At 62.3% G+C, this 13,984-nt stretch carries 14 protein-coding genes; 9 read left to right on the top strand and 5 right to left on the bottom strand.

Annotated features, from left to right (window positions below; genetic code table 11):
- Window positions 1–170 precede the first annotated feature (170 nt).
- Window positions 171–353 (top strand): hypothetical protein, encoded by a 183-nt coding sequence (locus tag PMI07_RS34795; protein WP_155956415.1) that lies wholly within the window; start codon window positions 171–173, stop codon window positions 351–353.
- Between the two features lie 155 nt (window positions 354–508).
- Window positions 509–1,183 carry an MnmC family methyltransferase gene (locus tag PMI07_RS07490; protein ID WP_007770424.1) on the top strand — a complete coding sequence of 225 codons (675 nt, stop codon included), beginning with the start codon at window positions 509–511 and terminating at the stop codon, window positions 1,181–1,183.
- Window positions 1,184–1,236: 53 nt separating this feature from the next.
- Here the strand turns inward: PMI07_RS07490 and PMI07_RS07485 are convergent, their stop codons facing one another.
- Window positions 1,237–1,944 (bottom strand): GntR family transcriptional regulator, encoded by a 708-nt coding sequence (locus PMI07_RS07485; protein ID WP_007761905.1) that lies wholly within the window; start codon window positions 1,942–1,944, stop codon window positions 1,237–1,239.
- A 205-nt stretch (window positions 1,945–2,149) separates the two neighbouring features.
- Between PMI07_RS07485 and PMI07_RS07480 the strand changes: the two genes are divergently transcribed.
- The 7 genes from PMI07_RS07480 to PMI07_RS07455 all read left to right on the top strand — a co-directional run bounded on the left by PMI07_RS07480 (window position 2,150) and on the right by PMI07_RS07455 (window position 9,481).
- Window positions 2,150–2,764, top strand: coding sequence for an NAD(P)H-dependent oxidoreductase (locus tag PMI07_RS07480; protein ID WP_007761908.1), 615 nt, complete (start codon window positions 2,150–2,152; stop codon window positions 2,762–2,764).
- A 69-nt stretch (window positions 2,765–2,833) separates the two neighbouring features.
- Entirely contained in the window at window positions 2,834–3,958 is a 1,125-nt protein-coding gene (locus PMI07_RS07475) for an LLM class flavin-dependent oxidoreductase (protein WP_007761910.1), read from the top strand.
- 14 nt (window positions 3,959–3,972) lie between these two features.
- A complete protein-coding gene (locus PMI07_RS07470) occupies window positions 3,973–4,752 on the top strand; it encodes an alpha/beta hydrolase (protein ID WP_007761913.1) in 780 nt (259 codons plus the stop codon).
- A gap of 138 nt (window positions 4,753–4,890) precedes the next feature.
- Entirely contained in the window at window positions 4,891–5,175 is a 285-nt protein-coding gene (locus PMI07_RS34790) for a hypothetical protein (RefSeq protein WP_155956413.1), read from the top strand.
- Window positions 5,159–7,516 (top strand): xanthine dehydrogenase family protein molybdopterin-binding subunit, encoded by a 2,358-nt coding sequence (locus PMI07_RS07465; protein ID WP_155956412.1) that lies wholly within the window; start codon window positions 5,159–5,161, stop codon window positions 7,514–7,516. The genes PMI07_RS34790 and PMI07_RS07465 overlap by 17 nt, the downstream gene beginning before the upstream one ends.
- Before the next feature lie 10 nt (window positions 7,517–7,526).
- Window positions 7,527–8,249, top strand: coding sequence for an enoyl-CoA hydratase/isomerase family protein (locus PMI07_RS07460; protein ID WP_024163654.1), 723 nt, complete (start codon window positions 7,527–7,529; stop codon window positions 8,247–8,249).
- Between the two features lie 170 nt (window positions 8,250–8,419).
- The gene (locus tag PMI07_RS07455) at window positions 8,420–9,481 is read left to right on the top strand and encodes a methyltransferase domain-containing protein (protein ID WP_007760209.1); all 1,062 of its coding nucleotides are present in this window, start codon (window positions 8,420–8,422) and stop codon (window positions 9,479–9,481) included.
- Between the two features lie 160 nt (window positions 9,482–9,641).
- On the opposite strand, the gene PMI07_RS07450 is transcribed toward PMI07_RS07455, so the two are convergent.
- The 4 genes from PMI07_RS07450 to PMI07_RS07435 all read right to left on the bottom strand — a co-directional run bounded on the left by PMI07_RS07450 (window position 9,642) and on the right by PMI07_RS07435 (window position 13,628).
- Window positions 9,642–10,631, bottom strand: coding sequence for an AraC family transcriptional regulator (locus tag PMI07_RS07450; protein ID WP_007760211.1), 990 nt, complete (start codon window positions 10,629–10,631; stop codon window positions 9,642–9,644).
- A 76-nt stretch (window positions 10,632–10,707) separates the two neighbouring features.
- A complete protein-coding gene (locus PMI07_RS07445) occupies window positions 10,708–11,523 on the bottom strand; it encodes an SDR family oxidoreductase (RefSeq protein ID WP_024163653.1) in 816 nt (271 codons plus the stop codon).
- 102 nt (window positions 11,524–11,625) lie between these two features.
- Window positions 11,626–12,573 (bottom strand): acyl-ACP thioesterase, encoded by a 948-nt coding sequence (locus PMI07_RS07440; protein ID WP_007759475.1) that lies wholly within the window; start codon window positions 12,571–12,573, stop codon window positions 11,626–11,628.
- Window positions 12,570–13,628, bottom strand: coding sequence for an alcohol dehydrogenase (locus PMI07_RS07435; RefSeq protein WP_007759478.1), 1,059 nt, complete (start codon window positions 13,626–13,628; stop codon window positions 12,570–12,572). Before PMI07_RS07435 ends, PMI07_RS07440 begins: the two co-directional genes overlap by 4 nt.
- Window positions 13,629–13,984 lie beyond the last annotated feature (356 nt).

Below are 13,984 nucleotides of genomic sequence, written 5' to 3'. Positions count from 1 at the left end.
ACCCCTTGTGCTAGGTCTTTTGGACGAATTGAGGACTTGGCTGTCTGGAGTACAATGAAGTCATCCTAAGTCGAGCGTAGAAGAGGTTACGTCTTAGGACAGGCCCGCGCAGGGGGATAAGGCGCGGGCCTTCTTATTTTTTGCAGCACAGCATAAAAAAATGATGCACTTTGCGCGATTTCATGCATGTTCGCCGCGGGCTGGGGCGAGACATGATTCCAAAAAGCGACGACGCGCGCTCGGATGATCTTCCGAAAGAAGACGATTATTCGGAGCTTAACGATGACGAACTTGAAGAGTTCGCTTTTGTGCTGATCGAGGCACTGACATTTCCACCTCCGCCGACCGCCTAGAAGTTCGGGTTGTTCGATCGTGCCGCGTCCCTTCCGGGCGCCCGCGGGCTCGATGTCCCATTGGGGTCGCAATCGACGATGATCGAAGGCGTGCTTATGTTTTTCACATGAGGTCTGTGTTAGGAGGCGTCGACACAAGACAACGAGACATGCCGATGCTTCCTTGGATCCAGCTTGACCGCGCGACCATTCCCGGCGAGGGCGGTGAGTTGCGCCTGAAACAGCGCGGAGCCGAATTTTCCATCATGCTGGGTTCGACCGAACTCATGAACAGTCGGCTGAGCGGTTCGGAAGAGGCGCTCGCGACGCTCTCCTGCGAACGGATCGCCGGGCGCGAGAACGCCCGCGTGCTGATCGGCGGCCTTGGCATGGGTTTTACGTTGCGGGCAGCGCTGGGCGCTCTGCCGGACGGCACCAGGATTACCGTTGCGGAACTGGTGCCGGCCGTGGTCGATTGGGCGCGCGGACCGATGGCGGAGTTTCACAAGGGCACGCTCGACGATCCGCGTGTCGATATCCATGTCGGCGATGTCGGTGCGCTGATCCGCTCGCAGAAAGCCACTTACGACGCCATATTGCTCGATGTCGACAACGGTCCCGACGGGCTGACTCGCGCTTCCAACGACAGCCTCTACAACCACCCCGGCCTGCGGGCCGCCAAGGCTGCGCTGCGCGCCAACGGCGTGCTGGCCGTCTGGTCGTCGGCGCCGGATGCAGGCTTTACCCGCCGATTGCGGGAGGTCGGATTTGCCATCGAAGAGGTGAATGTGCGCGCCAACGGCAAGCGCGGTGGTGCCCGCCACGTCTTGTGGATGGCCACCAACCGGTAGCGGATCCGTAACGGCCAGTCCGTGGGAGCCTCGAAGAGTGCGCGACTACCGCTTCATTTCGTCCCGTCTTCATGCTCCAGCGAGCCCGAGGCAGACGGCAAAAGTGAGAAGAGATGCGCGTTCATTGCCGCCTGCGCCCATTCGGGGTTGCGAGCCTTCAATGCTGCGAGGATTTCCCGGTGCTGGGCATGGGTGCGCCTTGTCCGCACCTCGACCGGTTCGGAATATCGGTTGAAAATCGCGGCTGGCAGCTCCAGCGACGAGGCGAGGATCTTTTCCAGCCGCGGGCTTTCGGCAGCTGCAGCGATCACCGCGTGGAATTCGGCGTTGAGCCTGTCGAAGCCTTCGAGATGTTCGTTCCAGCCGAGTTCCTCAAACTGGGTCTCCATCACCCGTTCCAGCTCCTGCAATCGTTGCAGGTCGGCTTCCGAAATGCGGGTGGCGGCGCGGCTGGCCGCATGCCCTTCGAGAATGGCGCGCAGCCGGAAGATTTCAACCGCATCGTCGAGCGAAAAATCCGCGACGATGCCCCGCCGGTAGCGTTCCAAAACGACGAGGCCCTCGGCGTTCAGCCGGTTCAAGGCTTCGCGGATCGGGGTGCGCGAAACGCCGATCGCGGTGGCGAGCTGGTTTTCCAAGAGTTTGTCGCCGGAGCGCATCTCGCCGGTCAGGATCAGATGCCGGATGCGGTGATAGGCGGTTTCGACGGCACTCTGCGTCGTCCCGTCCTTCGCACTGTCTCTGGTTGTCTCGTTGGTCAAGTGGCCACCTTTTTCCTTGCCCTGATGATGATGCGGGAAAATATGACAATCGTCCATAGAGGCTAATCGTCAAAAAGTGTATACCATCTTGACGAAATGAGTTTGATGATAACGGATATCCCTTGACTTTGATGTAAAAGGTATACAAAACTCTCTTCAGGATGCCTGATAAGGCAATCGGGCTTGGCCGAGGGAGGAGACCACTATGACGCAGACCGGTAAGCCCTATATTGTCGGTATCGGCGGAACCCAGCGCCCCGGCTCGAGCTCCGAGCTTGCTCTGCGCTATTGCCTCGCCGCCGCCGAAAAGGCTGGCGCGGAGACTGACCTCATCTGCGGTGCGGAGCTCGAGCTGCCACTCTTCGATCCGGGTGTCACCCATCGCACGCCGGCCGCGCTTCGCCTCCTCCAGGCGCTGCGCCGCGCCGACGGCATCGTCATCGCAACGCCGAGCTACCACGGCGGCATGTCCGGCATGATCAAGAACGTCATCGACTATACGGAAGACATGCGCGAGGACGCCCGTACCTATTTCGAGGGCCGCGCCGTCGGCTGCATTGTCTGCGCCGCTGGCGACCAGGCGCTCGGCTCCACGCTGATCGGCCTGCGCTCCATCGTGCATGCGCTGCGTGGCTGGCCGACCCCTTATGCAGCGACCATCAAGTCCAACGAGAAGCCTTTCGTCGACGGCCATCCGGCCCGTCGCGAGGTTGCCCAGCCGCTCGAAATCGTCGCCTCGCAGGTCGTCAGTTTTGCCGAAATGGCGATGGCAAGTCGCCGCGTTGACGACGTCGCGCCACGTCTCGTCGCCAGCAACTGATCCCATTTTCACCCGTCATCGTCGGATCCGTTTGACCCTTATGCGGCCACGGTCCCAGCGGAGCTTTCCATGAAATTCAACTTCTTCCACCTGATGCCCTATCCGGACTACGACAAGCTGCCGCATGAATGGCCGGTCAGCACGCACGGGATCGACAGCACCCGGATCCAGGCGCTCTACAACGAATATATCGACGAAATGGTCGATGCCGAAAACTATGGTTTCGACTGGGTGGGCTGTAACGAGCACCACTTCAGCCCCTATGGCCTGATGTCGAACCCGAACCTGATCGCCGGTGCGCTTGCCCGCCAGACAAGCAAGGCCAAGATCGCCATCGTCGGCAACCTGCTGCCGCTGCTCAACCCGATCCGCGTCGCCGAAGAATATGCGATGATCGATGTGATGTCCGGCGGCCGCCTTGTCGCCGGCTTCCTCCGGGGCATCCCGCACGAATATATCGCCTACAACATCCCTCCGAGCGAATCCCGCAGCCGCCTGCGCGAAGCGACCGAGCTGATCATCAAGTGCTGGACCGAGGACGAACCCTTCGGCTGGGAAGGAGAGCACTACCAGTTCCCGGCTGTCTCCATCTGGCCGAAGCCGATCCAGAAGCCGCATCCGCGCATTCTGATGTCCGCCAGCAATGCGGAATCGGCCGAATTCGTCGCCAAGATGCGTGCCATCATGGGCATCACGTTGATCCAGGACCTGTCGATCGCCAAGGCGGCCGTCGAGAACTTCAAGAAGACCGCGCGCTCCTACGGCTGGGAGCCGACGCCGGACGACATCCTGGTCGGCCAGCAGATCTGCATTGCCGACACCGACGAGGAGGCAAAGCACCACATGGCTTCCGCCCAGACCTATTTCCACCAGACGCTGATGCGCCCGCAGCGCTCCGCCCAGCAGCTCGTGCTCGGCCAGAGCCGTTATTACACGGAAGCTGATGCCGGCGAGAATTTCCAGAAGCGTCTCGCCACCCTGCGCGGCCGCACGGTGGAAGAGCAGATCGAAGCCGGTTCGATCATCTGCGGCAGCCCGCAATCGGTGATCAAGCAGATCAAGCGCCTGCGCCAGGAGCTGGATTGCGGCCTGCTGAACCTGACGATCAAGGTCGGTAACATGCCGGGCAGCGTCGTTCGCCGCGGCATGGAACTGTTCCGCGACCGCGTCGCTCCCGAAGTTGCTGGTCTGTAAGAGGAGTTTGATCCATGAGCTTTGAATTGAAGACGATCGAGCTTTCCCGCGGAAAGCTCTCCTATCATGTCGGCGGTACGGGCACGCCGGTTGTCTATCTCCACGCCGCCGGTGGCGTGATGCTGACCGAACCGCTGAAGGCGTTGACCGGCAACCATACGGTCTATGCGCCGATCTGCCCCGGCTTCGACGACACCGAAAGCAACGATAGCCTGAAGTCGGTGCAGGACTGGGTGGCCATTGTCGCCGAGTTCGCCGAAAAGCTGGTCGGCCCGCGTTTCGACGTGATCGGCTCGTCCTTCGGCAGCTGGACCGCTTTGTGGCTCGCCGTCGAATATCCGACGATGGTCGATCACCTGATTCTCGGCGTGCCGGCCGGCTTCCGCTTCGAAGGCAAGGGCGGCCTCCCGGTCGATCTGGAAGCGCGGTTCAAGGCGCTCTACGCCCATCCGCAGAAGATCAAGTCGACGCCGAAATCGCCGGATGTCATGGCCACTAACGGCAAAACCTACGAGCGCCTCGCAAATAATGTTCAGGTTGACGAGGCACTCAGTGCGCGCCTGCCCTCGATCGAGGCGGTCACGCTGATCCTGCTCGGCACGGAAGACAAGGTCGTACCGGCAGAGGCAGGCGCGCACCTGAAGCGCAACATCCCGACCTCGCAACGCGCCTTCATCTTCGACGCCGCCCATTCGATCGAGGTCGACCAGCCGGAACGCACGCTGCGCCTCTGGACAGACTTCCTAAAGCGCGGCCCGGGGTATGTGCTCAACCAGGGACCTGAGGCCGCCTGACGCAATTCCCCTCCCGGGGAAATTTGGCCCGGCCCTGCCGGGCCTTTTTTCGTCTCGGGTCTTTTAATTCCCGCTGCAGGGTGATTTTCAACATTGACGGATAGAATGTGTCTATTATGAATAATTCGCATTGCGCCGTTGACCGGGTTTTCCGGAGGTGAGCAGGATGCGCCGCCGGCCATGGGGAACGGGCGGCGCGGCAGGGAGGAATGGCATGATGGTTTTCACAATCAAGGCATGCGGCAGACGCCGGACGGAGCACTGTCCATGGCGGCAGCCTGCGCGCCCGATGGCGTCTCCTGCCCGCATCCTCAATCAGGCCTCCCGCTAAGGCTCGACGAAACGGCGTGCCGGATTGAAAACCAATCCGGCGCGCTTTTGAGAATTTCCATGGAAGTTGATGAACATGAGCATGATCGGTGAAGACGTCAGGCGTAAGGAAGACAACCGGTTGATCACCGGCAAAGGCCAATATGCCGACGACCTCAAATTCGAGAATACGGCCTATGCCTCCTTCGTCCGTTCGCCCCACGCCCATGCGATCATCCGCAGCATCGACACTTCGGCCGCCCGGGAAATGCCGGGCGTGCTTGCCGTCCTGACCGGCGCGGATATCGTTGCCGCCGGCATCGCGCCGATTCCGCATGCGATCGGTAGTTCGCAGTTCGGCTCCGATATCCGCATTAAGAACCATGACGGCACCGAGCGCGCCCGCACCCACCACCAGGCACTGCCGACCGACAGGGCCCGCTTCGTTGGCGAAGCGGTCGCCATGGTCGTCGCCGAGAGCACCAATCTCGCCAAGGACGCCGCAGAAGCGATCGAAATCGACTGGGAGGAGCTGCCCTCCGTCGTGCGCGGCGTCGACGCGCTGGAGGAAGGTGCGCCGCAGCTTTGGGACCATGTTCCGGGCAACAAGGCGATGGACGGCGAAGTCGGTGACAGGGCCGGCACCGCAGAGGCCTTCGCCAAGGCCGCCCACGTCCTCGAATTCACCAGCTGGGCGCAGCGCGTCACCGGCGTCCACATGGAGCCGCGGTCGTCGTCGGGCGAATACGATCCCGAGACCGGCAAATATACGATCCATGCTTCCGGTGGCCATGGCGTGGTGATGATGCGCGAGCAGATCGCGGTCTCGCTCGGCGTCGACATGGCCTTCGTGCGGGTTGTCGCGCCGCGCGATGTCGGCGGCAATTTCGGCACCCGCAATGCCACATACCCGGAATTCGTGCTTTTGCCCTATGCCGCCAGGCTCGTCGGCCGGTCCGTAAAGCACCAGGCGGAGCGCATCGAGGCGTTCCTGTCGGATTTCCAGGGCAGGGACCTGCATGTGAAGGCGCGTCTTGCGCTCGACGAAAACGGCAAATTCCTGGCGTTCCACTCGATCAATACCAGCAATATCGGCGCCCATACGGTGTCCTATACGGCCCTCAACAAGGGCATTCAGCTGATGACCAGCCTCTACCGGGTGCCGGTCGCGCATGTGGAATTCCGCGCCGCGATGTCGAACACCGTGCCAACCATCCCATACCGTAGCGCTGGCCGTCCGGAAGCGATGTATATCATCGAGCGGATGATTGATCTCGCCGCGCACAAGTTCGGTTTCGACCGGGTGGAATTGCGACGGATCAACATGATCCCCGATGACGCATCACCCTATTCGAACCCGGTCGGCGTCACCTATGACAATGGTGAATATATCGCGGCCATGGACAAGGTGCTCGAGATGGCCGACTGGACGGGTTTCGAGGTGCGCCGCGCTGAAGCCCGCAAGCGCGGCATGTATCGCGGCATCGGCCTGTCCAACTATATCGAGGGTACCAGCGGCGTGCCGCGCGAGCGCGCCGAGATCACCGTGGATCCGACCGCCGGCATCGTCGACGTCGTCATCGGCACCCAGAATACGGGGCAGGGGCACGAGACGGCATTTGCCCAGCTCGTCGGCTCATTCCTCGGCATTTCCCACGAGGTCGTTCAGATCCGCGCCAGCGATACGGATTTTGTCTCGGCCGGCGGTGGTTCGCATTCCGGCCGCTCGCTGCGTTTCTCTTCGATCGTCATGCACAAGGCGACCGCCGAGATCATCGAACGCGGCCGCAAGATTGCTGCCTTCATGCTGACTGTCGCTCCGGAACAGATCGACTTCACCGACGGCCATTTTCGCGCCCGCGGATCGAACGGCGTCGTCAGCCTGTTCGAGGCGGCACAGGCTGCGGAAAACGACCTCGGCCTGCCGGACGAACTGCGGGGCACGCTTGCGGCGATTTCCGATGAGACCACCCACGGGCTCGCCTACCCCTATGGCGCAGCGGTCTGCGAGATCGAGATCGATCCGGAAACCGGCTTCTTCCATATCCCGCGTTATTCGACCGTCGATGACGTCGGCAAGGCGCTGAACCCGATGATCGTCGATGGCCAGACCCATGGCGGCATCGTCCAGGGTGCCGGCCAGGCGCTGTTCGAATGGTCGAATTACGACCGCGAGACCGGCCAGAACCTGTCGGCCACCTTCATGGATTACCAGGTGGCGCGCGCTTCGGATTTCCCGAGCTTCGACACGCATATCAGCGAAGTGCCGGCCAAAAGCCATCCGCTCGGTTTCCGTCCGGGCGGCGAGGGTGGTACGACACCGTCGCTCGGCGTGACGATCAACTCCATCACCGATGCGCTCGCCGATCTCGGCGTCACCCATATCGAAATGCCTGCAACGCCGTCCCGTATCTGGGCAGCCATCCAGGCGGCAAAAGCCCGACAAGAAGCGTGAGGAGAAAACATTGTCCGAAGTCCTGATCAATACCCGGGGGAACGTCCTTGAGATCACCCTCAACCGTCCCGACAAGGGCAATGCGCTGACGCCCGAGATGGCGCAGGCGATCACCGCCGCGCTGAAGTCGCTGTCGCCGGAAACCCGCGTCGTGCTGATGAACGCCAAGGGCGGTGATTTCTGCACCGGCCGCAGCGCCGCCATGCCGGCCGCTGGCAGCCGCGCCACCGCGCTCGACCTGCGCAACGCGATCTCCGATCCGGTGCTCGATTTCTATGAAGTACTGCGCGAAATCCCGGTTCCGTTCATCACCGCCATCCGCGGCAGGGCCGCCGGTGTCGGCTGCGCCATCGCGGCTCTCGCAGACGTGGCGATCGCCGCCGAAAGCGCCACTTTCCAGGTGCCGGAAATGAACCACGACATCGCCCCGACGCTGGTCCTCAACGCGCTCGCCGACCGGGTTTCCCGCGCCACGCTCGCGCGCATGGTCTTCACTCGCGACGTGATTCCCGCCACCGAAGCCAAGACGCTCGGCATCGTCGGCATCACGGTTGCCGATGCCGGCATCGATGCGGAAGTGGAACGCGTCGTCGGCCAGCTCGAAAAGAACTCGGTGCCGACCGTTCGCGGCATCAAGGCCTTCCTCTCGATAAGCCCGGAAACTTCGTTTGCATCGCGCAAGGAATTGGCTGCGCTGATCAATTGCGTCGCGACGGCTGAGAAGTTCCGCTGATTTCGGCGCAGCTGTGAGACCCTCCTCATCCGCCAACCGGCACCTTCTCCCACCGGGGAGAAGAGACTGCGGAATTCGATCGGCCGTCTAGTCCGAATGCATCATTGACGGCGTGCTGCCTCGGCGTAGAATTCCGCCGGGCTGGGGCGGGCGTACCTATGGAGGGTGCCATGCAGGAAGCTGATATGCAGAAAGTCGACGAACTTGTCGGTCGCCTGGTAGGCGATCTCGGCGCCGGCGTGTCCGGCGTTCTCGTCGTGCTTGGCGACCATCTCGGCCTGTTCCGGGCGATGATGGACGGACGGCCACGATCCTCGATGGAGCTGGCGGAAACGACAGGGCTCACGGAACGGAACGTGCGCGAATGGCTCGCCGCCATGGCCGCGGCCGATTACATTTCCTATGATGAAGCCTCGAGCAAGTTCGCCATGACGCCCGAGCAGGCGCTGGTTTTTGCCAATGAGGACAGTCCGGCCTTCTTCGGCGGCGCTTTCGAAATCGTGCAGTCGATGTGGATGGACGAGCCAAAGGTGGAGGAAGCCTTTCGCACCGGCCGTGGGCTCGGCTGGCATGAACACAGCACCTGCCTCTTCCGGGGCACGGAGCGCTTCTTCCGGCCCGGTTACAACAGCCATCTGGTCGACGAATGGATTCCGGCGCTTCAAGGCGTCAAAGAAAAACTGGAACGTGGGGCGGAGGTCGCCGACGTCGGCTGCGGTCACGGCGCTTCGACGATCCTCATGGCCAAGGCCTTTCCGAAGTCGCATTTTCACGGGTTTGACTACCATGCCCCTTCCATTGAGCGCGCAAAGCGTGCAGCCCAGGAGGCTGGCGTCGGCGACCGGGTGACGTTCCGCCAGGCTTCGGCGAAGGAATTCCCGGGCGGCAACTACGATCTCGTCGCCATGTTCGATTGCCTGCACGATATGGGCGATCCGGTCGGAGCGGGTCGTCATATCCGCGAGACGATGGCGAAGGGCGGCACCTGGATGATCGTCGAACCCTTCGCGCATGACGGCTTGAAGGACAATCTCAACCCGGTCGGGCGCGTTTACTACGGCGCTTCGACCATGATCTGCACTCCCGCCTCCATGGCACAGGAGGTCGGCCTTGGCCTTGGAGCTCAGGCTGGCGAGATGAAGCTTCGCAAGGTAGCGCTCGACGCGGGCTATTCGCACTTCCGACGCGCGAGCGAAACCCCGTTCAACATGATCTTCGAAGTGCGAGCCTGAGCTGCTTCGGGTCTAAGCGGCTCCGGATGCACAAGCCGGAGTGAAGCCCTGACGCCACGAATTACCGGTGGCGTCAGGGCCGGCCCGCGGATTCATGCACAGCCCCGTCGCTCAGACATGCAAAGACGGCGTCTCCAGTCCAACTCCGTTCATTGCGAAATTACGCGTGCTGCCTGATGCTGTCGGGGGTTTTCCCTGTCCAGCTCCGGAATGCCCGATAGAAGGAGTTGGGTTCGTCGAAGCCTAGCAGGAATGAAATCTCCGACGCCGGGAGGGCTGTCTTTTCCAGATAGTGGCGCGCCAGTGCTTCCCGCGTCTCCTTCAGAATCTGCTGGAAGCTCGTACCCTCGGCTTCGATCCGGCGCTGGAGCGTACGCTTGCTCACCGCCAATTTTTGGGCGATGGCTTCCATGGTCGTCAGGCCGCTCGGGATAGCTTCGTGAAGTGCAGCCCGGACCCGTTTGGCGACGGTCACCGATGCGTCGAGGTCCGCCAGACGCTGGCGCAGATCAGGTTCGAATGCGGCCCAAAGAGGCTCGTTTGACGTCAGGAACGGGCGGACCGCATCGGATTTCGCGAACCTGACCATATGACGAGGGCCACGGCGGAGACGAGCGCCCAGGAAATTCTCATAGGGAGCTAGTGGCGATGGCAGGTCTGTCGTCGTTACGTCGATTGGAGAGATCGCCTCTCGTGTGCCGATTCGGACAAGAGTGACACAGAAAAGCAGCTCCATTGCCACCAGGGACACCGGAGGACGCCGCGGCCCGTCCAGCCAGGCGAACTCGATGGTCAGCATGTCGCGATCGTCGCGCACTTCCATCTGCATCGGGCCGATGAGCTTCTTGTATTTGGCGACGCGCTGCGCCGCCACCAGCAGATTGGGACTGCACAGCGCCGCGAACAGGGGTGGCGAGAAGGATTCGGCGCGGACGGCTTCGCAGACTCGAATAGGAAAAAGAGGGTCGCCCTTCTCCTGTTCGGCACTTTCCCAGAGACGATAATAGTCCTCCGGCTCAAGCCGCACCGAAGGCTGGTGCAATAAATCGTCCGGAAGGCCGGCACGGCGAAGCACATTCGCCGGCACGACGACAAGGTCCGCGAGCAATGTGCGCCAGGTCGTGTCAAGAGCGTAGGTGAGCGTCTGCATGGGGAACCTTAGGCTTGATTGGAGCCGATTGTCTATCGCTCCGCGTCAGGGATGGCGCGGAGCGACAGGAGGATTGTCAAAGCCCGAACTGCGCTTTCATGCCGCCGAAGAAGGTCGCGTCGTCGGATGCCGCCCGACTTGCGAGTATCTGGACGGCGTCCGCGCCTGCCGCATAGCGAAGCTGATCGGCGCCATCAGTGGCGGCTCCGTAGATCACCTCGGCCACAAGCTCAGGCTCGGAAGCATTCTCCATCATCGGGCCGAAGAAGCCGAACAGCGACTGCACGAGCGGCTGGTATTCGGCAAGGCCCTCATCATTGCTCATGTCGAAGGAGCGACCGCTGAAGTCGGTCCTGATGCCGCCCGGCTCGATGACCTTGACCGCGATCCCCAGCGGCGCGAGTTCGTACTGCATCGACTCCGACAGGCCTTCCACGGCGAACTTCGTACCGTGATAGAGAGTGCCCAGCGGGAAGGCCATGCGGCCGCCGATCGACGAGATGTTGACGATCGTCCCGCTGCGATTGGCGCGGAAGTGGGGGAGCACAGCCTGTGTCGTCGCCAGCAGGCCCAGCACATTGACGTCGAACTGACGACGGATTTTCTCGAAAGGTGTCGCCTCCAGCGGGCCATAAGCACCATAGCCCGCATTGTTCACCAGAGCATCGATGCGCCCGAACCTGGCGAGGCCCGCATCGATTGCCGAGCGGATGGAGGAAGCGTCCTGAACGTCGAGACGGGTGACCAGCACGTTGTCGAGCTGGGTCAGTTCAGTCTCCCGCTCGGGCGTGCGCATCGTGGCGATGACGTTCCAGCCGTTCTGGTGGAAGAGCTTGGCGGTGGCGCGTCCGAGGCCGCTCGACGTGCCGGTGATGAGGATGGTCTTGGTCATGGGGTTCTCCTTCGTGTTGATGAACACAAAGGTAGGGGCAGACCGCGCCACGCGCACTGGCGAGAGATGCCAATCGACTATCGGATCGCGCCAAGCTGCGGCCTAAAGCGCCAGCCCCTCGGTCACCAGCGGAGCAAGCGCCTCTGTCGCCGCCGGAGAAATCTTTACGATCGCCCGCGCATCGAGATCGAACACCACCGCGACCGACTGCATCGTGCCGAATACCCGGCCGGTAAGCGGATCGATCATCCAGAAGATCAGCGACATGACGCGCTGGTCGGTCTTCTGCAGCCCGCCCCAGATCTCGAAACAGTCGCCGACGCGCGGGGTTTGACCGTAGAGGATGCGGAATTCCAGCACCGCGCCACCGATCTTGCCCGGCGGCGTTTCGGCATGTTTGCTGACGAGCTCGCGGATCGGGCCGGTGAGCTGCTTCACCCCGCCGCCGACCGCGCCGATGAATTTCTGCGGACCGAGGCGGTTGAAGGCGTCGCAAGCCTCCCGTTCGATCAGGCTCATCGCTGTACGCTTCAGGCCAATCGAGATTGCCCGGTCGCGGGAGGCGCTGATTGTCACGGGTTCGTCGCCGGTGCCGCGCGCCAGTGCCTCCTTGGGAGCCTCGACCAGCGCGGCGGAAGCCTTTTCGCGGAAAGCCGACGGCCAGGGGCAGGGCGTCTTGAGGTCGGTTGCGTCCACATGGGTGAGCCGTATCCGGAAGCTCGCGGCCAGCTGGCCGGAATGGCTATTGTACAGCATGAGCACCGCAAACGCCGTCGTTTCGCCGATCTCAAGGAAACCGGCGGTCATGTGCAGCGACGTGCCGGCATGGGCCTCGCGATGGAAGCGGATGTGATGCTCGTTATAGGCGATTGTCGTGGCCGAGGTTGGCGCGAACAGGCCGGCCAGGCCGTTGAGGCCGAACAGCATCGCCAGGCCTTCATTGGCACGGGCCACGTAATACTGGGTGTTCCAATGGGCGTTCTCGTCGACTTCCCACTGGCGCACGCTGCCGCGCCAAACCTCGATCATTTCGCCCTGCTGCGTGTTCACGCCGGCTCCTCCTCTAGAACGATGCGTCCCTTGACCACCCCTCGGGAGAGCCGATTCATCGCATCGTTGATCGCTGATTTCGGTACCGCTTCATAGGGGATGGCGTCGAGTTTTCCGCCTTTGGCGAGTTCCACAAGGTCGCGCAGTTCCTGCAGCGTGCCGGTGATGCTGCCGATCAGGCTGAGGCCCCCTTGCGCCATCCGCATGGTCGGGATGGTAAGCTGGCCGCCGAACATTCCGACCATGATGATGCGGCCACCGCGCGCCAGCGCCGGGAAGCAAAAGGCGGCCGTCTGGCTGTTGTTGACGAAATCGATGATGGTGCGCACCGGCCGGCCCACCGCATCGACGATCTTCTTGGTCACGTCGTCGCCGGTCGAAAGTACGGTTTTCTGAGCGCCGGCCTCGGTTGCGATTTTCAGCTTTTCTTCGGAAACGTCGGCCACGACGATGTTGCGGTGTCCGAGCGCCTTGAGGATGACGATGCCGCTGAGGCCCAGCCCGCCGGCACCAACCACCACGATCGCCTCGTCGGGGCGCACCGGCATGGCCTTCTTGATCGCCGAATAGGCGGTGAGGCCGGAGCAGGCATAGGTGGCGGCAAGCGCCGGATCGAGGTCACCGATGTCGATGAGATAGCGGCTGTCCGGCACCACGACATGGCTGCCGAAACCGCCGGGCCTGCGCATGCCGAGCGGCCGGCCCTGCATGCAGAGGTTTTCCTGGCCTGCGTCGCAGACATCGCACTCGCCGCAGCCGAGCCAGGGATAGACAAGCCTGAGATCGCCGACCTTGACGTTCTTGACCTCAGGGCCAAAGGCGGTGACGGTGCCGAGGATCTCATGGCCGAGGGTGAGCGGATGCTTCATGCCGATGCTGTCGATCGACACCTTTTTGTCGCCCATGTCGAAAATGCCCTTCCACAGGGTCAGGTCCGAATGGCAGAGCCCGCAATGGGATACAGAAACGACGACCTCGCTACCGGCGGGCTGAGGGTTGGCCTCTTCGACTTCCCGCAACACTTCCGACGCCTCGAAAACCTTCCATGACCGCATTATGCCGCTCCTCCCAGATGCATGGAGAACGAGTATCAGGACGCCTGTTATGTGGCAATCGGGAAATGGCGTGGTTGTACTTGGGGATGGGAACGGTTGTCACAGAAATTGGCGGCGTGACCGCAGCCCCAGACACCGCCGTCATCCTCGGGCTCGACCCGAGGATCCATCCACGCGAAGGACTTCGCGTGGAAAGTTCCTTTCGCCGCAATGACCCGACGCTGGATCCTCGGGTCGAGCCCGAGGATGACGGCGGAGAGGTAGGGTGGCCGGGGAGAGGTTAGAATAGCTCTCCATGAAGGAAAGAAGAATCACCGCAGCAGAGGTCGCCCGTTCACCGCGCACCCGTATCGAGT

Origin of the sequence: Rhizobium sp. CF080, from assembly GCF_000282095.2 — a bacterium.
In the GTDB taxonomy this organism is placed as follows: domain Bacteria; phylum Pseudomonadota; class Alphaproteobacteria; order Rhizobiales; family Rhizobiaceae; genus Neorhizobium.
This window is presented reverse-complemented; position numbering and strand designations above follow the sequence as displayed.